Origin of the sequence: Roseibium album, assembly GCF_965233825.1 — a bacterium.
GTDB classification, from domain to species: domain Bacteria; phylum Pseudomonadota; class Alphaproteobacteria; order Rhizobiales; family Stappiaceae; genus Roseibium; species Roseibium album.
In genome coordinates, this window is sequence record NZ_OZ247583.1 from 3,568,843 (window position 1) to 3,594,756 (window position 25,914).

A 25,914-nucleotide genomic window follows, 5' to 3' on the forward strand; every position below is an offset into this window, starting at 1 on the left:
GAGAAGCCCGTCGCCGTCTGGCGTTGGGCTTTTCATTTCTTATAATTATTCAAATATATGAATATTTAACAAGGAGCTGACAGGAATATGATATCGCGGCGCGATTTTCTACAGGTCGGCATGGCCGCCTCGGCAATCGTCGGAGGATCCGGCTTTGGCAACTGGGCTCGTCTGGCGGCGCAGCAGTCGCTGTCACAGGATCAGCTTCTCGAATTCGAAACATTTGGAAACGTGTCCCTCATTCATGTCACCGACATCCATGCCCAACTGAAACCGGTCTATTTTCGGGAACCTTCGGAAAACATAGGTGTTGGCAGCAACAAGGGCGCCGTCCCGCACGTAACTGGCGCAAGGTTTCGCAGCCTTTATGGGATCGAGGATGGCAGCCCGAGCCATTATGCTCTGAGTTCCGGCGATTTCGCCTCTTTGGCAAAAGGCTATGGGCGTGTCGGTGGACTGGATCGCGTGGCCACTGTCATCAAGGCCATTCGTGCGGACCGGCCGGATGCCATCCTGCTGGATGGAGGCGATACATGGCATGGGTCCTATACCTGCTACAAGACGGCGGGCCAGGACATGGTCAATGTCATGAACGCCTTGAACCCGGACGCGATGACATTTCACTGGGAGTTCACACTCGGCAGCGATCGGGTGACCGAGATCGTCGAAAACCTTCCCTTTGCCGCGCTTGGCCAGAACATATTCGATGTGGAATGGGACGAGCCGACGGAGCTTTTCCCGCCTTACAAGATGTTCGAGCGCGGCGGCACGAAGGTTGCGGTGATCGGGCAGGCATTCCCTTACATGCCGATTGCAAACCCTGGCTGGATGTTTCCGGAATTCGCGTTCGGAATTCGGGACGAGAACATGCAGGCCATGGTGGACGAAGTTCGCGCTGATGGTGCGGAATGTGTTGTCGTCCTGAGTCACAACGGCTTCGACGTCGACAAGAAAATGGCAACGGTTGTCGATGGCATCGACGTCATACTTTCAGGCCATACCCATGATGCGCTTCCCGAACCCGTCCTTTCCGGGAAGACGATCATCGTGCCGTCCGGGTCCAACGGAAAATTCGTCAGCCGGGTTGATCTGGACATCCGGAACGGTCAGCTGATGGGATATCGGCACAAGCTCATTCCCGTGTTTGCGGACGTCATTGAGCGGGATGCCGAAGTATCTGCCCTGATCGATGAGCAAAGAGCCCCTTATCTGGAGGACATGTCGGAGGTCATCGGCAAGACCGAAAGCCTTCTGTACCGTCGCGGCAACTTCAACGGCACCTGGGATGACCTCATCTGCGATGCGTTGATTTCCGAACGCGATGCGGAAATCGCGCTCAGTCCCGGTGTGCGCTGGGGGCCGTCACTGATCCCGGGTCAGGACATCACGCGCGAAGACATTTTCAATGTGACGTCGATGACCTATGGCAAGGCATATCGTACTGAAATGACGGGCGAATTTCTAAAGATCGTTTTGGAAGACGTGGCGGACAACATCTTCAATCCCGATCCCTACTACCAGCAGGGCGGCGACATGGTTCGAACCGGTGGGCTTGGATACAGGATCGACGTCAACAAGCCTCAAGGCGACAGGGTTTCGAATATGACGCTGCTGCAAAGTGGCGAGGCCATAGACCCGGCGAGATCCTACGTGGTTGCCGGCTGGGCCAGTGTGAACGAAGACACCGAAGGTCCGCAGATCTGGGACGTTGTCGAGAACCATGTTCGAAACCTCGGCATCGTGACGGCGCGGGAAAACAACAGTGTTGAAGTGGTTGGTGCTTAGCCGAAACAGGGAGGCCCGAAGAATGGACAGCAAAATGAAAACGTCCCGCCGGACGTTCCTGAAAGGCAGTGTCGCTCTGGCAGGCGGGTCAGTTGCAGGGGCTGCCGTTGCAAACGAGGCCGATCCCCTGATCACCGAAGTCCAGGAGTGGGCGTCCGCGACAGGTGTCGGCGTGGATGAAACGCCTTACGGAATGCCGATCAGCTTCGAAAAAGACGTGGTTCGCCGAAACGTCGAATGGCTGACGGCATCGCCGATTTCCTCGATCAATTTCACGCCGATTCATGCCCTCGACGGTACCATCACACCGCAAGGCTGCGCTTTCGAGCGTCATCATTCGGGCGCGATTGAGCTGCGCAAGGAAGATTTCCGCCTGATGGTCAATGGTCTGGTCGATACGCCATTGGTGTTCAGCTACCAGGATCTGGAGCGCTTCCCGAGAGAAAACCACGTCTACTTCTGTGAGTGCGCTGCCAACACCGGCATGGAGTGGGCCGGCGCGCAGTTGAACGGTGCACAATTCACCCACGGCATGATCCACAACATGGAGTACACCGGGGTACCTCTCCGAACCTTGCTGAACGAGGCGGGACTGGGGGCAGCCGGCGACCTGACAGGCAAATGGGTCTATGTCGAAGGTGCCGATGCATCTTCCAATGGCCGGTCAATCCCGATGGAAAAGGCATTGGACGATGTTCTGGTCGCTTTCAAGGCAAACGGCGAGGCGCTGCGCATGGAGCACGGCTACCCGGTCCGCCTGGTTGTGCCGGGCTGGGAAGGAAACATGTGGGTCAAGTGGCTCCGACGCGTCGAGGTAACCGATGCAGCGGTCGAAAGCCGGGAAGAAACCTCCAAATATACCGATGTTTACGAGGACGGGACCGCACGAAAGTGGACCTGGGTCATGGATGCTAAGTCGGTCATAACGTCCCCCAGTCCGCAGATGCCGGTCAGCCATGCACCCGGTCCCATGGTCATTTCGGGTCTGGCCTGGTCTGGTCACGGCAAGATCATACGGGTGGATGTGTCCAAGGACGGCGGTATTACCTGGCAAAAGGCGCGTCTGGGAAAACAGGGAGATTCCAAGGCACTGACGCGCTTCTACCTCGATGGCGATTGGGACGGCAAAGCGATGCTTCTGCAGTCCCGTGCCATGGACGAAACGGGATACGTCCAGCCGACCAAGCAGCAGCTCAGGGATTCGCGTGGCGAAAACTCGGTCTATCACAACAACTGCATCCAGACCTGGTACGTGGATGAAAATGGGGTCGTAGAGAATGTCGAAGTCTCTTAGCCAGATCGTTCTTCCGGTTGCCGGCGGCACTGCACTGGCATTGTCGCTTGCGCTCGTTGTCGCGAACCTGGATTACGGGCAGAACAAGATTTCTTCGCTGGAGGGGCGCTTGGAACAAGCGTCGATGCGGGCTGATGAGGCCGCCGGAAAGGCACGTGAAGAAGCAGCCGTCACCGCTGAACTGGAAGCAAAAATTGCCGAAATTCAAGCTGATGCAAAGGTTCGAGCTGCGAGCAATCCAGGCCTGACGGAAAATGCTCCGAATAGGGAAAGCGGATACGGTCTGGGCCGCAAGGCACGCACCGAGGAAATCGCGGCCTGGGACATTGACGTACTCCCTGACGGCCGCGGTCTTCCGCAGGGGCGCGGCGATGTATTTACCGGAGAAGAAGTCTTCGCCGAAAAATGTGCCTCATGTCATGGCGACTTCGCTGAAGGGGTCGACAACTGGCCGGTTCTCGCCGGTGGATTTGATACACTGGCGGACAAGGACCCGGTGAAGACCGTTGGATCTTACTGGCCACATCTGTCCACTGTCTGGGACTATGTCCATCGTTCGATGCCGTTTGGCGAAGCGCAGACACTTACGCCGGATGAGACTTACGCGATTGTTGCCTATATACTCTACTCCAACGATCTGGTGGATGATGAATTTGAGCTAAGTCACGAAAATTTCTCAGGTTTTGAAATGTACAACAAGGGCGGTTTCCTGATCGACGACCGTCCCGAGCGTGAATATGCAAGGTGGAGCAACGAACCTTGCATGGAGAACTGCAAGCCTTCTGTCGAAATCACGATGCGGGCGACATTTCTGGACGTGACACCTGAAAACGGTGGCGAATCCGTCATGAACGATGCCAAAGCGGACGACACGCCGACATTTGTCGCGAAGGCCGCAACTTCGGATGCCACCGGTGGCGAGGCGGAAGCCGCAGCGTCATCTCCGGCCATTGATCCCGCACTACTGGCGTCGGGCGAAAAGGTATTCAAGAAATGCAAGGCCTGCCATGCGGTCGGAGAAGGCGCGAAAAACAAGTCCGGTCCACAACTGAATGGCTTGATTGGCCGTCCGATGGGCGCTGTTGAAGGGTTCAAATATTCCAAGGTGTTTGTGGCGGCGCATGGCGAGGGCCGGATCTGGGATGAAACGGCATTGACTGAATTCCTTGCCAAACCGAAGTCCTACATGAAAGGCACAAAAATGTCCTTCTCCGGCCTGAAAAAGGAAGAGGATCTGGCCGCCATCAAGGCTTACCTCAAGTCATTCGGAGAGTGAGGGAGAATGAGTTTCCCTCGGTTCCTCCTCACAATTGCGCTGGCAGTATCTTGCACGGCCGCCTTGGCAGATAACTTCGGGGACCCTGTCGCGGGAGAAAAGGTGTTCCGAAAGTGCAAGAGTTGTCACCAGTTGGGAGAAGGGGCAAAACACCGTATTGGCCCTCATTTGAATGGCATCTTCGGGCGACGGGTCGCCAGTCATGAGGATTTTCGATACTCACGCGCACTTGTGCGGGCCGGAACGGGCGGGCTTGAGTGGCATGCTGATACCCTGGACACCTTTCTGGAAAAGCCACGGTCCATCGCGAGCGGTACGCGCATGAGTTTCGCCGGTCTCAAAAAGACTGAAGACCGGCTGAACCTTATTGCTTACCTGCGCACCTTCTCAGATGACCCGGCCAACATTCCGGAGGCTGACCCGACAGCGACTGCGACGGATCACAACCTGGATCCGGCGATACTCGCGTTGAAGGGTGATCCTGAATACGGGGAATATCTCAGCAGCGAATGCACGACGTGCCATCAGGCCGATGGAGGAGACGACGGGATACCGTCCATTGTTCTTTGGCCGGAAGAAGACTTCGTACTCGCGATGTACGCATACAAGAACAAGAAACGTGCACATCCGGTCATGCAGATGATGGCCGGACGACTGAACGCGGAAGAGATCGCCGCTCTTGCAGCATATTTCGCCGCGCTGGAACAATGACAGTGCATTTATGGAGGAGAAAATGACACTGAATAGAAGGCAATTTATCGGCACCACGGCCACGATGGCCGCAGTCCTGTCGGCCCCCATGGTAAGGGCCCAAGGCAAGCCGCGCGTTGTGGTGGTTGGCGGCGGTGCCGGCGGTGCCACAGCAGCACGCTACATCGCCAAGGGCAGCAAGGGCGCAATCGACGTCACGTTGATTGAGCCGACACGCAAGTACTACACATGCTTTTTCTCCAATCTTTATCTGGGTGGTTTCAAGGAAATCGAGGACATTGGCCACACCTATGGCGGCCTGGCCGCTGGCGGTGTGAACGTGGTGCATGATTGGGCTGTTGGCGTGGACCGGGATGCTAGGACCGTTTCGTTGGCCGGCGGCGGTTCGCTGCCATACGACAAGCTCATCCTCAGTCCGGGCATTGATTTTGTCGAAGGTGCGGTGGAAGGTTGGGGGCTCAGCGCTCAAAACGCGATGCCGCACGCCTACAAGGCAGGTTCCCAATCCGAACTGTTGAAGGCGCAACTGATGGCTATGCCGGAAGGTGGCACCTTTGCGATGGTCGCCCCCCCGAATCCGTACCGCTGCCCTCCGGGACCATACGAGCGTGTATCGATGGTGGCCCACTTTCTCAAGCAGAACAATCCGACCGCGAAGATCATCGTGGCCGATCCGAAACCAAAATTTTCCAAGATGGCACTGTTCCAGGAGGGTTGGGCGAACCACTACGAAGGCATGATCGACTGGATCGGCGATGATTTTGGCGGCGGAAATGTTTCCGTTGATCCGAATGAAATGACGGTCTCAATCGATGGCGAGGTGACCAAGGTTGACGTTTGCAATGTCATCCCGGCCATGAAGGCCGGCCGTATTGCCGAGCTTGCAGGTGTAACCGACGGCAATTGGGCACCGGTGAATGCCTCGGACATGTCAACAAAGGCGGATGCCGATATCTATGTTCTGGGTGACGCTTCCAGCCAGGGTGATATGCCCAAGTCAGGCTTTTCGGCGAACTCGCAGGCCAAGGTCTGCGCCAACGCGGTGCGGGGTGCTCTGACGGGTTCCAAGGTCTTCCCGGCAAAATTCTCCAATACATGTTGGTCCCTGATTGCGCCAGACGATGGCGTAAAGGTCGGGGCAACATACGAGGCGACGCCGGAGAAGATAGCCAAGGTCGACGGGTTTATTTCTCAGACCGGGGAAAGTTCCGACCTGCGCAAGGCGACCTACGAGGAATCTGAAGGTTGGTACACCGGCATCACCACAGATATGCTCGGATGATCTGACATCACCGCGTCCCGGATTGGATCTGGCTCAATGCACGGGGCGTGGTGGTATGCAAGGCTTGTCCAACCCAATGGAGGATCAAGGCATGAAATCGACTATTCTCGCCGCCGCGTTTGGCGTTGCACTTTGCACTGCGGCCCATGCGGAACAGCCATTCACATATCCCTTTGATGGTTCGTTCGAAGACGCGACCTTTGCCGTTGAAAGCGCGATCGTCGGTCAGGGGCTCGTCATCGACTATGTCAGCCATGTCGGTGAGATGCTCAACCGGACCGGGCCCGATGTCGGCAGCGACAAAATTATCTTCAAGAACGCAGACATTTTCCTGTTCTGCTCGGCGTTGATATCCCGGCAAGTCATGGAAATTGATCCGATGAACATAACGCATTGCCCCTATGGAATTTTCGTCATGGAAACAGGTGATGGGGTTACGATCGGGCACAAGGATTATCCGGACGGATCCATGCAGGCCGTCGAGAATCTGATGCAGCAGATTGTTGCTGAGGCAATAGGCGACTGATGAGTTACGACGGTTTTTTTCGTTCAGAACTGGAAGCCCTGCGGCAGGAGGGCAACTATCGCACATTCGCTGAGCTGGAACGGCATTGTGGCGACTTTCCCAACGCGACATGCCACAACGGTCCGGGCGATGTGACCATATGGTGTTCCAACGACTACCTGGGCATGGGGCAGAATGCGAAGGTGTTGACTGCCATGCACGAAGCGCTTGATCGGTGTGGCGCTGGGGCGGGAGGCACGCGCAATATCTCGGGCAATACCCATGACCATGCGATGCTGGAGGCTGAGCTTGCCGATCTACATGGCAAGGAGGCGGCGCTGCTCTTTACCTCCGGCTATGTGGCCAATTGGGCCGCGCTGGGCACGCTCGCGTCGCGCATCCCGGATTGCGTTGTGCTGTCGGACGCCTTGAATCACGCTTCAATGATCGAAGGCATCCGGCACAGCCGTGCCCAAAAGATAATCTGGAAACACAACGATCTGGACGATCTGGAAGCCAGGCTTGCTGAATTGCCCACAGGCCAACCGAAGCTGATTGCGTTCGAAAGTGTCTATTCCATGGATGGTGACATTGCGCCGATCGCGGAGATTTGCGAACTGGCCGACCGGTATGGTGCCATGACCTATCTCGATGAAGTTCACGCCGTTGGCCTTTATGGATCACGCGGCGCAGGTATTGCCGAACGCGACGGTGTGATGGACCGGGTGACGGTGATTGAAGGCACGCTCGGCAAGGCGTTTGGTGTGGTCGGCGGATACATCGCAGGCTCCCGCGAAATGTGCGATTTCGTGCGTTCCTTTGCCAGTGGTTTCATCTTTACAACTGCCCTGCCACCCTCTGTGGCCGCTGGTGCTGCAGCATCCATCAGGCACCTGAAGGCCAGCAACGCAGAGCGTCGCCGGCAACAGGCCAACGTGGCGGAGGTGAGAAAGCGCCTCGACGCCATGGGCTTGCCTCATCTCGACAACCCAAGTCATATCATTCCGGTGATGGTCGGCGATCCGGTGAAGTGCAAATTCATTTCAGACGTTCTTCTGAAGGATTTCGGCATCTACATTCAGCCGATCAACTATCCGACCGTTGCAAAAGGAACCGAGCGACTGCGCATTACGCCGTCACCGGTGCATTCGAAGGCGGATATCGATCACCTGGTCCATGCACTGGAAACGCTGTGGACAAGATGCGAATTGGCACGCAGGCCCGTCGCAGCCTAGGCTACGCCTTCAGGCACAGGCTATTCGAACTCCATTTGCTCATAGACGCGTCCAGCGTTTTTTGTCGCAAGTTCCTCGAAAGTATCGAGATGCGCGTAAGGGGACTGGTCCACGTAGTAGGCATCCGCGAGATCTCCGCCATTTTCAAGATGCTCTCCGATCTTGCCACGCAGATAGGTCAGATACCCGTGGGTATAGCGGCGAACTTGAGCCATGTTGGTTGGATGCCCGTGGCCGGGAATGACATAGGTCGCGTTCAACGCTTCGAAGCCGGTCTCCCAGGTGTCGAGCCAGTCCGAGACGATCGTGTCTTCAAAAATAGGCAACATGCGTTCGTGAAACGCCATGTCACCGGCAATCACCAGACCTTGTTCGGGCAGCCACACTTGTGTGTCACCCGGTCCGTGAGCCGGCCCGAGATGAAGTACCTCGACATGGAAGTCTCCCATCTCGATAACACGTTTGTCCTCGAACGTATCCGTGGGTGGGGCCACGAATGTGCCTTCGGCCTTGTCGCCGTTGTAACGTTTCATGGTTTCAAGAATCTGGTTGCCGCGCTCATCAATCTCGTGAGCGGCATCGGCATGCGCAAGGATAGGAACGCCCTGTTCTGCCCAGTAGGAGTTGCCGAGCATTGCGTGGCCCTGGCCATTCTCGTCGATGACAAGCTTTACCGGTTGGTCCGTGACTTTCCTGATTTCCTCGTGAAGGGCCTTGGCGAGGATGTGAGCCGCACCGCCATTGACAACGATCACGCCGTCGCCGGTTACAATGAAGCTCAGATTGTTGTTGTGGCCCGAGTTTTCGTAGGTCGGTGGCGCAGTGGCACCAATGGCAGACCAGACATTCGGTATCACTTCGACCGGCTTGGAATAGAGCGCCGATGCAGGATACTGATCGGCAATATCTTCACTGGCATGAGCCGCAGCGGCAAGGCATGCCGAAACAAGTAATCCAATGACACGCATCATGAGTTCTCCGGAACAAAACGGTAGCCTTCGGAATTTCTTTCCACGTGTCCGACCCCGCCACCGGGCAGGTGAAAGCCCGCTATCTTCAGGTTGTCGGCAACAATACGGTCGAACAGTGCGGTTCGCGTGGACGCGGCCGTCTGTGCATCCTGGTCCGAACCGCTAAGCCATTCAGGTCTCATAAACGCAACATGATGATTTGTGATTGCGTCGCCGATGATCATGGCGGCGTCGGATCCACCGCGAACCTCGAAGCTCATATGCCCGGGGGTGTGTCCGGGTGTTGCAACGGCTTGAATGCCGGAGAGTATCTCCTGGCCGTCATCGAAAAACTCGACGGTGTCTTCAATCGCTTCCAGCCGCCGTTTGGCCCCGACGGCCATCGCGGCACGCGCCTCGCCAATCGTGTTCACCGTTTCCGGGTTCCACCAATAGTCCCATTCCGCTCTGCCGATCATGTAGGTCGCATCGTAGAATAGCGGGTCGTCGAATTCGTCCAAAAGCCCCCAGATGTGATCCGGATGCGCGTGTGTGAAAACCACGTGGGTGACGTCTTCAGGCACGATTCCAGCCAACTCCAGACCATCCGGCAACTTGCCCGCGGATGACTGGAAATCGGGGCCGGAACCGACATCGAACAGGACGGTGTTTTGGCCGTCCTGATAGAGTGAGACGTTACACTCGGGTGTGAGTGTTTTTTCCGAAATGCCCGTCTTTTCCAACAGGGGGAGAAGTTCGTCCCTCGGCATTGGGTCGAACACGAAGCTGCCCGGAAGTGTCAGATGTCCGTCGCTTATCGTTGTCAGTGTGCCGTTTCCAACTGACTGTTCAGCCACCGAAAATCCGCTTGTCTGTGCGGAAAGAGGCAAGGCAACGCAACCGGACAGGAAAGTGCGACGGGACACGGGCATGACACAACCTCATATAAAATTCTAATATTAGAATATGTATTAGATTGCGTTTCTTCGCAAGAAATTTCGCGTGCCGTTGAAGCAGGAACATGGCATCGCCGCAGACAAACAACAGCACCGGACCTTGCCACAAGTGAGAAGCACCGGTGGGGGCAGTCCACTTCCTGAGCATCAAGGCTCAGTGTCTGTGATTTCCCGTGGTCGGGATCAGTCGAAGGGACCGTCGATCACGTGTTGCGAGGAGTAATTTGCCAGAAGTTTTTCCCGGTGCCACTCGGCCGCCATGGGGGTATTGGCATATTCGTGAAAACAGGGGGTGCCGAGCGTAAAGTGCAGCAGTTTGGCATCCTCGTTCGGTCCGAATTCATCAGGCAGCCAATTCCATTCGATCGGCAATTCACCAATCAGATCATCGCTCAGCCAGGTAAATCGGTGCAATTGCGCACCGGTTGCCTCCATCACGAAGTCCGGTGTGACTGCGCGATTTGCCGGGTGGCCGCAGTTCCACAGAACAACACTCGACCAGTTTTTCCGCGGGTAATCCTCATTCTTGGACCCAAGGTATTTTGTCGTCTGCCGTGTTTTGTAGTCGTGGTGGACACACATGACGGCTTTGGATTCATCACGCATGGCAAACAGCTTGGCAATGTCGTCACGTACGATCATGTCCCCGTCAAGAAACAGGGCCCACCCTTTGTAGTTCATGAGATGCGGGATCAGGAAACGCGTGTAGATAAAATGGTTCGAGCCGTCTGTGTGTGTTTCCTGATAGGTTTTCAGGTTGTTGAGCGAAATCGGCGTAATCGCGAGCATGTCGCTGGACTGACGCGTCAGGCTGTTCGCACAGACGTGATAGGCGACGGCTTCCCTGGGATCAAAACCGATAAAAATATTGAGCATTTCCGACGACTCCTGAATCAGAATTCCGCCGAAAACTATTGGCAAAAACTTGAATAATCAATGCCACATATTCTGCTGTTTGCAGTTCCGGTGAGTTCGACGATGTAATTCGGCAAAATCCCATAATTCAATTCGGAAACAATCTATTATCGCGGCAATCAATGCTGTGTGCCGCAGCGGAATGCTTGTTTCACACACGGGCCGACAACTGCCTCAAGTATCACTCGGACAATTCCGCACGTTTGGTTGAACGGCTCAAGCAATCGGGACGAGTAAATTACACCGCAGTGAGCCCGGTCCTGGTATCACGGAGACTTCTGGCTGTGAGATTGTGGACGCCATTGTGTCAAATACCGCCAGAGTCCCTTGAACGAGGGCTTTAGATCCGCCTCAACCAGGGATTTGGTCTTGCGGGCACCCTTTTCATAGCAAGAAGCAACAAAATCCGGCTCTTGCTGTGCGCCGACCCTGAAGAGATAGGCATCGACACTGTTTTGCTTGATCAGTTCACATCCAAGGTTCGCCATCAGGCCGATCAGGGCGTCATGAGTAAAATAATATTTGTGCGCAATATGAAAATGCTGAAGCCATTGTCTTGCTCGTTGGCGGTCGATGATGGGAGTTGCAACCAGAAGCAGCCCGTTTTCCACACAGCAGTCCCGGATGATCTCGGCCATCTGGGCCGCCGGGTCGATCATGTGTTCAATAACATGCGAGACGACAACCAGGTCGTATTTCCGGGTTTTGTCATAGGGCTGGATGCCCTGGGAATATGCATACTGGCTGTAGTCGCTTTCCACTTCGTGGAGCCAGACACCTTTCCCCAGATCCGCCAGTTCCGACGTTCTTCCGCCGGCACCGCCACCGAAATCGAGAACAGTGTCAAATTCTTCCATGATATCAGCAAAAAACGGTGCAAGGGACGTACTTCGCTGGGCACTGAACAGCTGCTCTGGTGACCGGTCCTCGCGCTTAACTTTCCCGTAGACATTACCGTAATAGTGCGTTGCCGTTTCTTCAGTGAAATAGGGATTGGCACGCAGTGTTCCGCAGTGCGAGCAGGCAACGATCGGGAAGAAGTTCCTGTGCCGGGAAACGGTTGAAACAACGTATGAGTCTGTTTCGCCGCAAGTGCATTTTGTAAAGCGGAAATCGTGGTTTTCTATTTCCGGAAATTCATCAAATTCTTCTCTGTATTTATATTGATTATTATTGAAATCGAAGAGCACTTTAAAATGTCCGGATGAGAACTGAATTTTCTTGGTGATTAATGACGGGTCGGGTCACTGTCAACCGAAAGGTCCCCGCGAACGGAAATATCATTCCGATTACCGGAGACATATTTTTTGCACTCCAGACAACTACTCACGCATCGATCCCGAAAATCCTGCCTTTCGTTTCAGCGCTTGAGTGCAGAAGTTTGTTGTAGAGATAGTGTTTGGCCTGCATTTCGAGGAACCGTGCCCAATATTCCACTTTCGCGGTCTGGCTGCGACGTGCTGGATCGCCATTGGTGCGGAAGGCGACAATTCTCCCTTCCTCTATGAGGTCATTTATCCAACTCTTTTCTGCGTCCCAATCGTGTGTGTGCTGTTTGCCTTGATGTGTAAAGCCAAAGAGATGGATTGACGCATCAGGTCGCCTATCAAGGAGTTCCGCGATGATCGAGGCTCCGGTCGTCGGATTGCTCTTTTGGAAAGGATCGTAGTTAGCCAGGTTTTTTCTCGCCTTTTCGATCGGACCGAACCCAAGATAGCGCGGCTTGCACTCTTTTTCGAACAGCCAGTCGACTTGTCCGTTTGTCTCAAGATCGTTGACCCATACCTCCGATGCCCGATGGAGAGCGATTGGATTGATCCGCTTGCTGGTGTAGACCCTGGCCCGGTTGAGCAACAGGACGTCCACTCGTTGTCCGGCAGCACCACACGAAGGTGCGCTGTTGAAACGCAATACCAGGTCGGCCGCGTCGATGTGTGGTGCGTCAACCACCGACACCGGCCCGTTTCCAACGATGGATATTGTCTTAAATTGTCGTGTTGCAAATACGTTGCTTGTCATCAGATACCCAAGTTCAAACTTACACCAATGGGAAGACAGTCATCGGGCACAAAAAATAACCCGAGATTGCCTCCGGGGATCCAAACGCTCCGTTTGGCTGAAAAGACAGGGCTTATCAGAAACAGGGCGAACAAGGCCATAGTGAAACTAGTAGGCTGGCCTGTTCACTTTTCGACCAAAGTGCGTTTGTACTGCCACTCAATCCTCGGCTCGGCATCGCGCAAACCGGGTGAAAACTCTCGGGTGCGTCGCTATCAGGAAAGTGCCTCCGATGGCAACAGGTTCATTGAAAAGTCGTGGCCCATCGGCAAGAGAGCTGGCAAATAAGCCTGCAAGGCGGGTCGATACGTTTGCAAATGTTGTTCCCGCTTCGCCGACAAGATCCTGGCCGGCGATAACAGGTTTCGCAGTGGTCGAGACAAAAAAAGGGCCGGAAAATTCCGGCCCGTTTCTTGTTAAACCCAGGTTTGAAGGGTCGTTCCCACTTTCAGTCAATCCGGGTCTTCGTGCCCGGAAGGGTCTTGTTCTCAGGCGTGGCGACGCCTGCGTGCAACCAAACCAAGACCGGCAGCACCGACGAGCAAAAGACCGAGCGGCGCAGGCAACGGAACCACCGAAACCTTGATCGATTCCAGGTAGCCTGTGAAACCGGTCGACGACAGTGAGATCGATGTCACACCACAGAACCCGGCAACCGAAGCACAAAGACTTCCGTTAAACGGATTTTCGGCTCCCACACCATCAAACCCGCTCGCATCGCCTGCAATTGCCCCAAAAGCAAAGGAGCCACTGGCAGGGTCGGTGTGACCGTCGTTGAGGGTGAAACCGAGGATGTTGACGACCTTGCTGAATGTCAGGGTAAGGACTTCGCCGACGCCCAGATTGTCACCATTCGGCGCGCCGAGCACACCTAGTCCGCCATGTGCAGGATGGTCCTGGCGCACAGTCCGGAAACTGCCACCCGATGAACCTGTTGCTGTGACGGTGAGACCGCCCTCGGAGAAAATAATGCCTTCGCTGTTGCCATCGATATCCGACGGAAGACCGTCAAACACGAAGGTCGTCATGCCGCCACCGGATGAGTGGAAGCTGTCGTGACCGGCTACCGGAGCAGCATGAGCAACACCGGAAGCGCATGCCAGTGCAAAAGCGCCAACCAGTAGTTTCTTCATCATACATTTCCCTTGCTATTTCACTAAGCACAGTGACAGTCGAAACGTCGGAAGCCTCGCATTATTGCCGAGAGTTCAACGCCCCTTTGCCCAACCATAGTTTTCTTTTTTTCGGGATTAGTAACCTCGATCGGCGTTCCAATCGGGCACCGCGTTATCAATCAAGGCCTTCAAGTTTCATTCAGTTAATAGATTGTAAATTTGAAGTAATAATCGCCGAACTCCAGAGTGCAACCTGATTTTTGTTCGGTCAAGGTAAATCGTGGAGATATTACCATTTGTAACGTCGGGGATTGAAAAAACTACAAGGTTTTAGCCAAAAAGCGCTCGAGATGTGGGTGTCATGAATGCAACTTGATAACAGTAATAAGTTGAAAAGTAGCGTTTCAGTCAAAAAATTTTGTTTGAGGGAGATGCTGGGCTCAGTGTGGGGATGAGTAAAACTCAAGGGTGCAGACCCTGATCATCATGAGTAAATATGGGAGCAACAAAAAAATCGACCTGAATAATTGCTTCTCAATTCAGGCCGCTAGTAATTCACGAAACATCACACACGCTTTCTTGCGCAGAAGCAGCACTTGGCAACTTCTGTTTCGCGGATCCTGTTTTGCTGAAACGCAGGGTGCTGAAGGATGCGCGGCTAAACTTCACGCGCTACCAACCGGAGAACGGGTGTGTCCGGGAATCCAAAACAGGTTTTAGTAGCCTTTCCCGCCCAAAAATTCCTGGATTACGGTGTTGATGAGAATCTTCACGTCAACAAACAGCGAGCGGGTCTCGATATATTCCAAATCGTACTTAAGACGCATTGAGGCAGCATAGGCGTCTTTCGTCTCGCCGCGGAAACCTTTGACCTGGGCCAGACCGGTTATGCCGGGCTTCACCTTGTGGCGGGATTGGTAGCGCGGGTCGAAAACTTCGTAGGGAACGCCGTTGGCAAGCATGCCCGGAACATGCGGGCGAGGGCCGACAAGAGACATTTCGCCTTTCAGGACATTCATCAACTGCGGCAATTCATCGAAGTTGCTTCGGCGCAGGAAGCGTCCGACCGGTGTAATCCTGGGGTCATTCTTGGTTGTCTGCCGGACACCGGATTGATCGCATCGATTTGTATACATCGAACGGAATTTGTATGCCGTGAAAATCTTGCCGTTGAGACCATGGCGCTTCTGTTTGAAGAACACCGGACCTTTGCTTGTCAATTTGATTGCCGCGGCAAGGAAGGCAAAGAGTGGCAGCAGAACAATAAGTCCGGCGACAGCACCGAAAATATCGAGCCCACGCTTCGAAAATTGAGAAGAATGCGAGTTATCTGCATTATTAACAGATCGACCCAAATCAGTATCATGAAATCCGAAAACATCGTCAGTCATTCTAAAAACTCTTACACTTTTATCTCAAAACACCGTTGAAAAAAACGGGCACGGAGTATTCTCATCAATTCAATGACCACTAAAAAAAATTGTGGTCGCCATAAATTTGGTTAATCGCAGGTTAATCGATAGGACGCTGCGATGCAACTTGAAATTTTCGGCTTGGTTGAACTGGGGGCTCGTTTTAATGCATACATTCAATCACATACGATCTTCACGCAATGAATGAGGAAATTGATACACGATAGTGTGAGCTCGCTGGTCAGCCCGCCAAAGCGCCCTGATTTATTGGTAAAATTGACGTATTCAGCCTATGAGGGAGTTTGAGGGAGGTAAAACCTATGCTTGTGAGATTTCGATAGCTCTTGTCAGGGCGAAGCTGCGTTGAGGTAGCGCGGATGGTGGGTGACGCCGCGAGATCCAGCGGGAACACTATCGACAAAGGGCCGTTTGCCGCGAGCCGGGGGAGGATTTCAGCCGGGTAGTTGTTTGCGCCCGGCAACGCACTTGGCCCAAGGGAGCATTGCAGAACTAACCGGCTCCCGGGTTGCGCTGACCAGGTCACCTTCAGGCGACTTTTAGCGACGTGCGAAGGGATGGAATTGTTGCAGCAGAAACTGGCTACCTATTTCCAGGCGAACGGTCAGGAAAGGCGGGAAGCGAGTCGTCGAATTTGGGCGATCGGCTGGCTTCGTCTACATTTGTGTCACATGAACACTTTATTAAATTTACCAAAATCTTAATTCAGGCAATTAGATTTCGTCATCTCGGAAAAATGGCGGTATAGTCGCGCCCGTTTCGCAGCCCTGCCGGGACATTGAATTGGTGTCGTTGTCGCCAGGCTGAAAGGCCTTGTGGCCAGTTGTTAAAGTTTGAGCAATTCGCCAGCGGTAGGGAAACAAGGCCAGTCGGCATGAGCACCAACTGGAAGCCCCCGAGTTGAGCTGGTGTTCGGCTGGTGCGTTTGATCAATAGCGGTTTGAGTTTTGGAGTTTAAATGGTTGTCGAAGAAATGAATTTGTCGGGCGTATTTCTGATTACGCCCAAGCGGTTTGGAGATGAGCGAGGTTTTTTTGCTGAAAGCTGGAACATGCGGTCCTTTGCCGAACGCGGTATCGATACGGAGTTCGTTCAAGACAATCATTCGCTCAGCACCAGCGAGGGAACTGTGCGAGGACTTCATTTTCAGGCACCTCCTCACGCACAGGCGAAGTTGGTCCGGTGCGGCCGCGGCCGCATTTTCGACGTGGCCGTCGACATCCGGCGAGGCTCCCCGACATACGGGAAATGGTACGGTGTTGAACTCAGCTTTGAAAACGGGAAACAGGTGTTTATTCCGGAAGGATTTCTCCACGGCTTCATGACTCTGGAGCCGGGAAGCGAGATAATCTACAAATGCTCCGACTATTATGCACCTGAGTGCGATGGAGCAGTTCGCTGGGACAGTTGCGGAATTGATTGGCCACTTGTGTCTCACGATCCTGTTCTGTCAGGAAAAGATGCTGCAGCGCCCGTGTTTTCCGAATTTGACACACCATTTCAATATTGAGGCTTTCCATGAAAATTCTTGTGACGGGCGGAGCGGGTTTTATCGGTTCGGCGGTTATACGTTTGGCAGTTCAGCGCGGATTGAGCGTGGTCAATGTCGATGCATTGACCTATGCGGCATGTCTTGAGAATGTCGCTTCGGTTGCCGACGATCCCTTGTATGCCTTTGAAAAGGCGGATATCCGGGACCGCGCGGCTCTGCAAAGAATATTTGCTGAACACCGTCCCGACGCCGTGATGCACCTGGCAGCGGAAAGCCATGTTGACCGGTCGATCGATGGACCCTCGGATTTCATTGACACGAATATCGGTGGAACCTTCAACATGCTTGAAGCTTCCCGTCGCTATTGGGAAGACATGGGGCGGCCGGAGGGATTTCGGTTCCACCATATCTCAACGGACGAAGTCTTCGGTTCGTTGGGAAAAGAAGGGCTGTTCACCGAATCGACGGGTTATGATCCACGCAGTCCATATTCTGCTTCAAAAGCCGCGTCAGACCACCTGGTACGCGCCTGGCACGAGACCTATGGCCTGCCGGTCGTCGTCACAAATTGTTCCAACAACTACGGACCCTACCACTTTCCCGAAAAACTTGTCCCTGTAGTCATTTTGAATGCGCTTGCCGGCAAATCCATTCCTGTATACGGCAAGGGAGAAAACGTACGCGACTGGCTTTTCGTTGAAGACCACGCGGATGCTTTGTTGCTGGTTCTGCAGAAGGGCACCTCGGGCCGAAGCTACAATGTCGGTGGCGAGAATGAGCGGCGGAACATCGATCTGGTAAGGACGATATGTGAGCTTCTCGACCGCAAGAGACCCAAGGCAGAAGGAACTTACGCGGATCAGATCACCTTTGTCACGGACCGGCCGGGACACGATATGCGATACGCCATTGATCCTTCCCGGATCAGTGACGAACTTGGATGGCGTCCAAGTGTCAGCGTCGAAGAAGGGTTGGAAAAGACGGTTCAATGGTACCTTGATAACGAAACCTGGTGGCGCGCGTTGCAGAACCGGAAAGGTGTCGGTGAACGGCTTGGGACGAAATCATGATCCTGGTCTTCGGTTCCTCCGGTCAAGTGGCAAGCGAACTGCGCGCGTTGGTGCCGGATGCCGTCTTTCTGGGCCGGGACAAGGTCGACTTGTCGCGGGAAGCGGACTTGGGCCCGGTTATCGAGAGATACAATCCCGACGGCATTATTAATGCCGCTGCCTACACCGCCGTCGACAAGGCAGAGGAAGAAGAAGACCTGGCGTTGATAATCAATGCGCAGCGTCCTCGGGAGATGGCAAGAACCGCGCGCAAGCTTGGTGTGCCGCTTGTTCACATCTCGACCGACTACGTGTTTGACGGTGGTGGTGAGGCAGCCTTTTTACCGGATGCGGCAACCGGGCCGCTGGGTGCTTACGGCAGGACGAAACTTCGCGGTGAAGAGGCGATTCAGGAAGAGGGCGCGAACTGTGCAATCCTGCGGACCAGCTGGGTGTTTTCGGCACATGGCGCCAATTTTCTGAAGACAATGCTTCGCTTGTCTGAAACGCGTGATCGTTTGACCATCGTTGCCGATCAGGTTGGCGGTCCGACGCCGGCCGCGGCGATTGCTGATGCGTGCGTCAAGGTGGTGCGCCAGTTGAAGAACGAACCTGCAAAGTCCGGCATCTACCATTTTTCCGGAGCCCCCGACGTCAGTTGGGCACAGTTCGCGCGCGAGATATTCGAACAGGCTGGCCGGAAGGTCCATGTTGAAGATATTCCGACATCCGATTTTCCGACGCTGGCGAGGCGTCCGTTGAATTCCCGGCTGGATTGCCGTTCGCTCTCGGTGTTCGGGTTGGATCGTCCCGACTGGAAAGCTGGCGTCGCAGATACTTTGACAAAATTGGGTGTAAATTCATGACACAACGCAAGGGCATTATTCTGGCAGGCGGATCCGGAACCAGGCTGTTTCCGCTGACGATGGCCGTTTCGAAGCAGCTGATGCCGATCTATGACAAGCCCATGATATATTATCCTTTGTCTGTGCTGATGCTGACCGGTATTCGTGAAGTCGCCATCATCACCACCCCCGAGGATCAACCCCAATTCAGGCGCCTTCTTGGGGATGGAAGCCAGTGGGGCATGCTGTTTGAATATATCGAGCAGCCTTCGCCGGACGGGCTTGCACAGGCCTATATTCTGACTGAGAACTTCCTGAATGGTGCGCCTTCGACCATGGTTCTCGGGGACAACATCTTCTTCGGTCATGGCCTGCCGGAAATATTGCATGCCGCCGATCAGCGCGACTCGGGAGGCACGGTGTTCGGATATCATGTTGCCGACCCGGAACGATACGGTGTTGTGAAATTCAATGAAGAGGGCCTCGCCCAGGAGATTATTGAAAAACCGGCTGTTCCTCCCTCGAATTTCGCCGTAACAGGGCTCTATTTCCTTGATGGTGATGCGCCGCGCAGGGCTCGCGAGGTCCAGCCGTCCGCTCGCGGCGAACTGGAAATCGTTACGTTGTTGGATATGTATTTGCGCGAGGGAGCGCTGAACGTTGAGCGGATGGGCCGCGGTTTTGCATGGCTTGACACGGGCACGCATCAATCCTTGCTGGATGCCGGCAACTTTGTCAGGACATTATCCGTCAGACAGGGCATGCAGTCAGGCTGCCCCGAGGAAATTTCATTCTCAAACGGCTGGATTGACCGGGAAAAGCTGCTTGAACATGCAAGGCTCTTCGGAAAAACGGACTATGGAAAATATTTGGAAGCGCTGATCTGACAATTTGCACTGAACACGAGATGGTTGCTTCCGCGATTCAATTTTACCAGTCCGGTGAATTCACCGGACTGGATTGATATCGTTGTGCAATTTCGAACTAGTCAGAGCGGGTAAGGAGAGAGTGGTAACTTCAATCAATCCTTACCATTGGAATGCTCGGCGATCATGCAAAGAGAAAGTCATTTGCATCCAGTGACCCGAAAAGGTTTTCTGAACCGTCCAAGACGCCGCCAGCGCCTTCTGTCGCAGGCTCGAGACTGAGAAGAACAGTCAGATCATCATTTACTACAATGCTGAATGTCCCGTCTGCATCAGTCTCAGACACGGTCAGGTCGTCCATTCCGCCAATGCCAAGTTCCGAAAAGTCTAGTTTGTCGATACCATCTTCGAATTGTTCGATCAAAACGAGGCTTTGTGTTGTATCCATGACGAACACGTCAGCTTCTTCAGTACCTGTGAGCTTGACGGGGGGGCCTTGTAGCGAGCTGTTTACAAGCGCAACTTCTTCAGCAGTCAATGCCTGGTCAAGGAAAGCGACATTGTCGATCGTACCATCGAACGATCCAGACCAGGGGCTTCCGCCGACATAGAGGTCGTGGCTGTTAACGCCCTTTTGCGCTGAGCCAAGGCCATCTACGCTGCCGATTTCTTCGCCATCCAGGTAAAGAACGGCGGTGCCATCTTCGCCCGAGAAGGTCAGGGCCAGCGAATGCATGTCGGTATTTTCGATCTCCGAGAGATTGCGAACCTTCAGGTATTTGGTGCCTTCATTGGTCGTGATCGACGCCGTGATGGCATCAGCGGTGACCCAGATATTGAATGAACCGGGGAAATTCACGATCTCCGCCCGCTCATCTGCAGTAGCTTTCTGGAAATCGATTACCAACGTGTATTCAGAGTTGTCGTAAAAGCTCTCGTCGGTTTCCATGGACAATACACCATCAGATGTCGACCATGTCCCAGTCGGTTTGTCGCTAAATGACAGGTAAGTAATCGCCTTGATTTCGGTGTTAACGTCACTCAGTCGAATGATGTTGACGTCGGCTTCTTCGCTCGGCTGACTCTCGTTGGTCTTGATATCCTTTACACTCGCAAGATCAAGGTCACCGATCTGTTGGGAATTGAGCGCTTCATCAAGGAAAGCCACATTATCTATCGTGCCGTCAAATGATCCTGACCAGGGGCTTCCGCCGACATAGAGATCGTGGCTGTTGATGCCCGTTTGCGCCGAACCAAGGCCATCAACGCTGCCGATTTCCTCGCCATCCAGGTAAAGAACGGCGGTGCCATCTTCGCCCGAGAAGGTCAGGGCCAGCGAATGCATGTCGGTATTGTCGATTTCCGAGAGATTGCGAACCTTCAGGTATTTGGTGCCTTCATTGGTCGTGATCGACGCCGTGATGGCATCAGCGGTGACCCAGATATTGAATGAACCGGGGAAATTCACGATCTCCGCCCGTTCATCGGCAGTAGCTTTCTGGAAATCGATTACCAACGTGTATTCAGAGTTGTTGTAGAAATGTTCATTGGTTTCTACAGGCAAAACGCCATCCGAAGTCGCCCAGGTTCCAGCAGCCAAATTGCTGAAGTTCTTGTTCATCATGCTTCGGTAGGTGATATCCTGTGGTCCGGTAGGATCGACCGGATCAGTGGGATCGACCGGATCGGTAGGATCGACTGGATCAGTGGGATCGACCGGATCGGTAGGATCGACTGGATCAGTGGGATCGACCGGATCGGTAGGATCGACTGGATCAGTGGGATCGACCGGATCGGTGGGATCGACTGGATCAGTGGGATCGACCGGATCAGTGGGATCGACCGGATCAGTGGGATCGACCGGATCGGTAGGATCGACCGGATCAGGATTGGATATATCCGGATCTGTAGGTTCTTCTGGATCTACCGGTTGCGTAGAAGTGTTGGAAATGACGGGAATATCGCCCGTAGACATGGCTTCAGCGTCAAATGCGCCGCGGTAGAATGCCAGATCATCGACAAGACCGTCGAATGAACCAGCCCATGGGCTGCCACCAAAATAGAGTTTATGGGATTCTGAGCCTGTCTGGATAGCACCTTCAAGGCCATCGAGGGTCTGAATTTTCGCGCCATCGCGGTAAATTTCAACGGTACCCGTTTCAGATGAGAATACGACCCCAACACTGTGCCAATCTGAATCTTTTGGCAGATCCCTGATCTTCGCGTAAACGGTTCCGGAATCCGTTTGGATCGTTATTGTCATGCTACCTGGTTCGACGTGAACACCGAAGCTACCCGGATAGTTTAACAGCTCGCCTGCGCTCCCATCGGCGTCCTGTTGATACTTGAAGAACAGCGTATACGCGTCATTATTCACCATGTCCGGTGTACGGTCATACGCGACATAACCACCGTTCGGGTCCACAACGGTATTACCACCTGCAATCGTGACCAATTCAGCGCCACCAGAAAGATACACCGAGTTCTCAGTATCTGACAGATCCTTGGCGCCATCGTCGAAGTTGCTCATCAGCGCCAGTGGAGACTCGACGACAATCGTTTTCTTCACTTCAGCAACGGTGCCGTCTTTCAGCGTGATCGTACCTGTAACCTCATATTCGCCGGCGTGTTCATACTGATGAGTAGCGTTGAGATCAGCACTTGACTTGCCGTCCCCAAAATCCCAGATCACTGATGCTTCTGACAGGCTGATCTCGCCATCAGCGCCAAACAGATCTACCGAAAACGATTGAGTGCTGAGGTTGAGACCAGTGCCCGCATCTGCATCGACGACCCCCACAAGTCCCTTTTCAGGCAAAACGAATACGGTTTGCGTCGAGCCCACGCCCAATTTCTCGATGATGCCACCGGGAATTGCGACCAACCCTTGGGCGTTGATCTGATTTCCATAAGCATCGACAAATAAGTCACCAACATAATTGGGCTCGGACGGTGAGGAATTCTGAACGACAAGATTATTCGTTGACGTGATGTTGTATTCCGAAAAGTCTTCCGAAGTCGCAAAAATACCGCCAGAAATATTGTCCTTTACGAGGATATTTTTACTCCCGTCCAGGAGGTAAATAACCGGAACTATTTCGGTGTCTGAATCTGCTGGAGCGAAAGTGTTGTTTGTTATTTCGGAATTTTGGACATTTTCAAATCGAATGCCCTGAGTTTCCGAATTCTGCATGGTGTTATCTTTGACAATTACGTTGGTATAGCCGTTGTCATTGTCATTGTCGTCCAGATAGATACCGACTACCGGCGAGCCGTCGCCTTGGTACATTGTGTTGTTTTCAATGAGGTAATTGACGTTCGGCTCAGTCTGATAGGGTTCAGGTAAAGTCCAGAAGTGAATGAAGTCACCGTGATCCCCGCCATCCTTGAAATACGCCCAAGGAGAAATGTCGTGTATGACATTATCAACGATTGTTACGTTGTCGACATTAGCACCCTTGATGGGCACTCCGCGCATGTGGTGAATTTCCGTTTCAGTGACAGTGAAACCGTCTGTCGAACTCGCTGAAAGGCCTTGATAAAAATTGGTAACTTCACTGTTCGTGACGGAAATATTGCTTGATTCATGCGCTTCAAGTGCTGTGCCCGTTGGCAAACCGATTACGTTGACGCCGGTTAGTACGGTCTGTGGGTCGGTGTCAGGGTGTACTCCGGTCGATGCGACATCACCTTCGAAAAGCACATCTTCGAAGGAAATATTCGAAGAGTGAAGAATTCTGACAGCAGATGCATGTGGCGGAGAGTCTGGCGTCGCTGACCAGTCGATTTCAACACCGACAATGTTGATGTTGCTGACATAGTCGAACACCATTGAATTAAATGACGCCGGGGAGTCAGGGTCGGCGGACTTGATCGTAATGGAACTGGCCAGGTCCTTCAGATTGTCATTGTAGAAGGTAGAAAATTTGTAATCGCCGTAATCACCAGCAGCGAGTAATATAGTGTCTCCGGCATTAATCGATTGCATAGCAGCGTCGAATTCTGCGGCATTACTCACGTGTATTTCCATAGTGATGGCTCCATCAAGGCAGGATTAGCTGAGCACATCGATACATCTATTCTTGTAATCTCAAGTGTAATTGAGCCGCCGAATTTATTTCAAAATTTAAAGAGTTTTTGAAACTCAATTTATTGAAATATTCGGGAAACGATGTGCCGAACGAGTTTATTTTGATCAGACTTGTTCAGCCTGCCCTGTACCTGCACTTGGTGTGATGAGCCTGTTTCTTGAGAATATTCCTTCTCCACCGAGAGTTAGCGGATTTAGTCGGAGCATGTTTTGTCAACCTCGTAGTAAATTCGTCCCAGAGAGTCGGGAAGTTGAGGCAGACTAGCTTTGGACTGTGGGGATTCGGGTTTAATTCCCTGGCGGCTGTGCATCGGAGTGCAGATTTAGGTTGGATAAATTCACTGCCTGAGCTTGTTTCTTTGGCGAACCCCTGAGTTTCATCCTGGGGCTCGGCCTTCCGGGTCTCCGGAGCATCAGTTGAAGCAGGTCTTCTGGAAATTGCCAGTTGCTTAGGTGAGGCGATCGGGGACACGGTATTCACCCGGGATTGTTTGCAGGCCTCGAAATTCAGGAGCGTCTTTCAAACGAAATCGCCACGTCATTTTCACAACGCCCATGCGAAATCTTTTTTGAGAAATTACCGTTTCAGCAAGTTCAAAGCTGCGGTCGATGACGAACTTCAGGCACTAGATTTGAGCTCACCGATTTGACCCTATCTACGAAGGCGCTCGCCGTTATTGATTAACATGCGAAGAGATTGCAATGAAAAGCAAAAAAAGCATAATGCGCTCAACCTGAACAAAGCTGTTTGTCAGCAGAGAGTGGAGGCATGTCTCGACTTGGAGAATTTGCTAGTACACAATATTAAATTGGGCGTTTTGCGCGCCGCTTCGGCTATCCCGGGTTCCATCGGCTGATCTGCCCCACCTGAGTGGTCCATTTTGATTGTTAGTGCATGACTGGGCTTTGGTCCATCCGGACGATGGTCTCCGGTGCCGGTGGTCGGTAGCCCAATGCGCTGTGCGGGCGCTTGGTATTGTAATGTTTCCTCCATTGTTCAATCAGGATTTGCGCTTCCTTCAGGCTGTAGAAGATTTCTCCGTCCAGCAGTTCGTCACGGAGCCGGGCGTTGAAGCTCTCGCAATATCCGTTTTCCCATGGCGAACCTGGTTCGATATAAGCGGTCTTGGCACCCACAGCGTTGATCCAGTCCCTGACGGCTTGAGCAACGAACTCCGGCCCGTTGTCTGATCTGATGTTGGCTGGAACACCTCGAAGGATGAAGAGATCCGTCAGCACATCAATCACGTCAGTGGAGTTTAGCCTTCGCTTCACCCGGATTGCCAGGCACTCTCGGGAATACTCGTCCAGGATGTTCAGAGTCCGGAATGCCTTTCCTTCATTGGTTCGGCAATGCACGAAGTCATAACTCCAGACATGATTGGGATACTCTGGTCGCAACCGGACACATGATCCGTCGTTCAGCCAGAGCCGCCCTCTCTTTGGTTGTTTCATAGGAACTTTCAGCCCCTCTCGTCGCCAAAGTCGCTCAACACGCTTGTCATTCACATGCCAACCGGCCTCTCTGAGCAAAGCAGCAATCCGACGGTAGCCGTAACGGCCATACTGGCGGGTCAGCTCAATCATATCCGCCACAAGACGTTCTTCGTCAGCACGCCCTGCTGGACGTTTCCTCTGCGTGGATCGGTGCTGACCCAAAACACGACAGGTTCGACGCTCTGACACGCCGAGATGTTGGCGGATATGATCGATGCAGGCGCGACGACGGGCGGGGCTCAGAAGTTTCCCTTTGCGGCCTCTGACAAGATCAGCTTGTCTAGGGTCAGGTCAGAGACCGCCTTGCGCAGCCGCTCGTTCTCTTTCTGAAGGCGTTTGAGTTCTTTCAGTTGGTCGGTTCCCATCCCACCATACTGCTTGCGCCAACGGTAAAACGTCTGTTCGGTGATGCGAACCTGTCGAATGGCATCGATCCTCGGCATCCCTTGGCCGACAAGGACTTCAACCTGCCGCAACTTCGAGACAATTTCTTCTGGCTTGTGACGTTTCGTAGCCATTTTGATCCTCCGTTTTCCTAAACATAACGGCGGACCACTTCAAAG

General features: G+C 53.5%; 20 protein-coding genes. 11 read left to right on the plus strand and 9 right to left on the minus strand.

Features of this window, described 5'->3' with window-relative positions; genetic code table 11:
• Window positions 1-87 precede the first annotated feature (87 nt).
• From soxB to hemA, 7 genes are all read left to right on the plus strand, one after another.
• Window positions 88-1,785, plus strand: coding sequence for a thiosulfohydrolase SoxB (gene soxB / locus ACO6TI_RS16315; protein ID WP_281927523.1), 1,698 nt, complete (start codon window positions 88-90; stop codon window positions 1,783-1,785).
• A gap of 22 nt (window positions 1,786-1,807) precedes the next feature.
• Complete coding sequence (gene soxC / locus ACO6TI_RS16320) at window positions 1,808-3,079, plus strand: sulfite dehydrogenase (RefSeq protein WP_422382890.1); 1,272 nt, start codon at window positions 1,808-1,810, stop codon at window positions 3,077-3,079.
• Window positions 3,063-4,355, plus strand: a complete 1,293-nt coding sequence (locus ACO6TI_RS16325; protein ID WP_422382891.1) for a c-type cytochrome — start codon at window positions 3,063-3,065, stop codon at window positions 4,353-4,355. Before soxC ends, ACO6TI_RS16325 begins: the two co-directional genes overlap by 17 nt.
• 102 nt (window positions 4,356-4,457) lie before the next feature.
• Window positions 4,458-5,066 carry a c-type cytochrome gene (locus tag ACO6TI_RS16330; protein ID WP_209004442.1) on the plus strand — a complete coding sequence of 203 codons (609 nt, stop codon included), beginning with the start codon at window positions 4,458-4,460 and terminating at the stop codon, window positions 5,064-5,066.
• 22 nt (window positions 5,067-5,088) lie between these two features.
• The gene (locus tag ACO6TI_RS16335; protein ID WP_196878335.1) at window positions 5,089-6,348 is read left to right on the plus strand and encodes an NAD(P)/FAD-dependent oxidoreductase; all 1,260 of its coding nucleotides are present in this window, start codon (window positions 5,089-5,091) and stop codon (window positions 6,346-6,348) included.
• Window positions 6,349-6,439: 91 nt separating this feature from the next.
• Window positions 6,440-6,874: a DUF302 domain-containing protein gene (locus ACO6TI_RS16340; protein WP_422382892.1), complete on the plus strand. Its 435-nt coding sequence runs from the start codon at window positions 6,440-6,442 to the stop codon at window positions 6,872-6,874.
• Entirely contained in the window at window positions 6,874-8,088 is a 1,215-nt protein-coding gene (gene hemA / locus ACO6TI_RS16345) for a 5-aminolevulinate synthase (RefSeq protein WP_196878333.1), read from the plus strand. Before ACO6TI_RS16340 ends, hemA begins: the two co-directional genes overlap by 1 nt.
• Before the next feature lie 20 nt (window positions 8,089-8,108).
• Here hemA and ACO6TI_RS16350 read toward each other — a convergent pair whose 3' ends face one another.
• The 7 genes from ACO6TI_RS16350 to ACO6TI_RS16380 form a co-directional block, all read right to left on the minus strand.
• Window positions 8,109-9,059: an MBL fold metallo-hydrolase gene (locus ACO6TI_RS16350; protein ID WP_104705027.1), complete on the minus strand. Its 951-nt coding sequence runs from the start codon at window positions 9,057-9,059 to the stop codon at window positions 8,109-8,111.
• Window positions 9,056-9,970, minus strand: coding sequence for an MBL fold metallo-hydrolase (locus ACO6TI_RS16355; RefSeq protein ID WP_422382893.1), 915 nt, complete (start codon window positions 9,968-9,970; stop codon window positions 9,056-9,058). Before ACO6TI_RS16355 ends, ACO6TI_RS16350 begins: the two co-directional genes overlap by 4 nt.
• Before the next feature lie 207 nt (window positions 9,971-10,177).
• Window positions 10,178-10,870, minus strand: a complete 693-nt coding sequence (locus ACO6TI_RS16360; protein WP_196878331.1) for a glycosyltransferase — start codon at window positions 10,868-10,870, stop codon at window positions 10,178-10,180.
• A 305-nt stretch (window positions 10,871-11,175) separates the two neighbouring features.
• Window positions 11,176-12,099 carry a class I SAM-dependent methyltransferase gene (locus ACO6TI_RS16365; RefSeq protein WP_422382894.1) on the minus strand — a complete coding sequence of 308 codons (924 nt, stop codon included), beginning with the start codon at window positions 12,097-12,099 and terminating at the stop codon, window positions 11,176-11,178.
• A gap of 136 nt (window positions 12,100-12,235) precedes the next feature.
• Window positions 12,236-12,865, minus strand: coding sequence for a hypothetical protein (locus ACO6TI_RS16370; RefSeq protein WP_422382895.1), 630 nt, complete (start codon window positions 12,863-12,865; stop codon window positions 12,236-12,238).
• Window positions 12,866-13,455: 590 nt separating this feature from the next.
• A complete protein-coding gene (locus ACO6TI_RS16375) occupies window positions 13,456-14,103 on the minus strand; it encodes a hypothetical protein (RefSeq protein ID WP_104704546.1) in 648 nt (215 codons plus the stop codon).
• A 695-nt stretch (window positions 14,104-14,798) separates the two neighbouring features.
• Window positions 14,799-15,473, minus strand: a complete 675-nt coding sequence (locus tag ACO6TI_RS16380) for a sugar transferase (RefSeq protein WP_055112346.1) — start codon at window positions 15,471-15,473, stop codon at window positions 14,799-14,801.
• A 997-nt stretch (window positions 15,474-16,470) separates the two neighbouring features.
• Here ACO6TI_RS16380 and rfbC point away from each other — a divergent pair.
• The 4 genes from rfbC to rfbA are packed head-to-tail and all read left to right on the plus strand — an operon-like array spanning window position 16,471 to window position 19,785.
• Window positions 16,471-17,022 (plus strand): dTDP-4-dehydrorhamnose 3,5-epimerase, encoded by a 552-nt coding sequence (rfbC, locus tag ACO6TI_RS16385; RefSeq protein ID WP_281927505.1) that lies wholly within the window; start codon window positions 16,471-16,473, stop codon window positions 17,020-17,022.
• Between the two features lie 8 nt (window positions 17,023-17,030).
• Window positions 17,031-18,074, plus strand: coding sequence for a dTDP-glucose 4,6-dehydratase (rfbB, locus tag ACO6TI_RS16390; RefSeq protein WP_422382896.1), 1,044 nt, complete (start codon window positions 17,031-17,033; stop codon window positions 18,072-18,074).
• Complete coding sequence (rfbD, locus tag ACO6TI_RS16395; RefSeq protein WP_422382897.1) at window positions 18,071-18,919, plus strand: dTDP-4-dehydrorhamnose reductase; 849 nt, start codon at window positions 18,071-18,073, stop codon at window positions 18,917-18,919. Before rfbB ends, rfbD begins: the two co-directional genes overlap by 4 nt.
• Window positions 18,916-19,785, plus strand: a complete 870-nt coding sequence (rfbA, locus tag ACO6TI_RS16400; protein ID WP_422382898.1) for a glucose-1-phosphate thymidylyltransferase RfbA — start codon at window positions 18,916-18,918, stop codon at window positions 19,783-19,785. The genes rfbD and rfbA overlap by 4 nt, the downstream gene beginning before the upstream one ends.
• A gap of 163 nt (window positions 19,786-19,948) precedes the next feature.
• Here the strand turns inward: rfbA and ACO6TI_RS16405 are convergent, their stop codons facing one another.
• Window positions 19,949-23,794 carry a LamG-like jellyroll fold domain-containing protein gene (locus tag ACO6TI_RS16405; RefSeq protein ID WP_422382899.1) on the minus strand — a complete coding sequence of 1,282 codons (3,846 nt, stop codon included), beginning with the start codon at window positions 23,792-23,794 and terminating at the stop codon, window positions 19,949-19,951.
• 948 nt (window positions 23,795-24,742) lie between these two features.
• Window positions 24,743-25,869 (minus strand): IS3 family transposase gene (locus ACO6TI_RS16410; protein ID WP_196878866.1). Its coding sequence is split into 2 segments (ribosomal slippage): window positions 24,743-25,605 and window positions 25,605-25,869, totalling 1,128 coding nucleotides; the frame shifts between segments, so codons are not numbered across the junction.
• Window positions 25,870-25,914 lie beyond the last annotated feature (45 nt).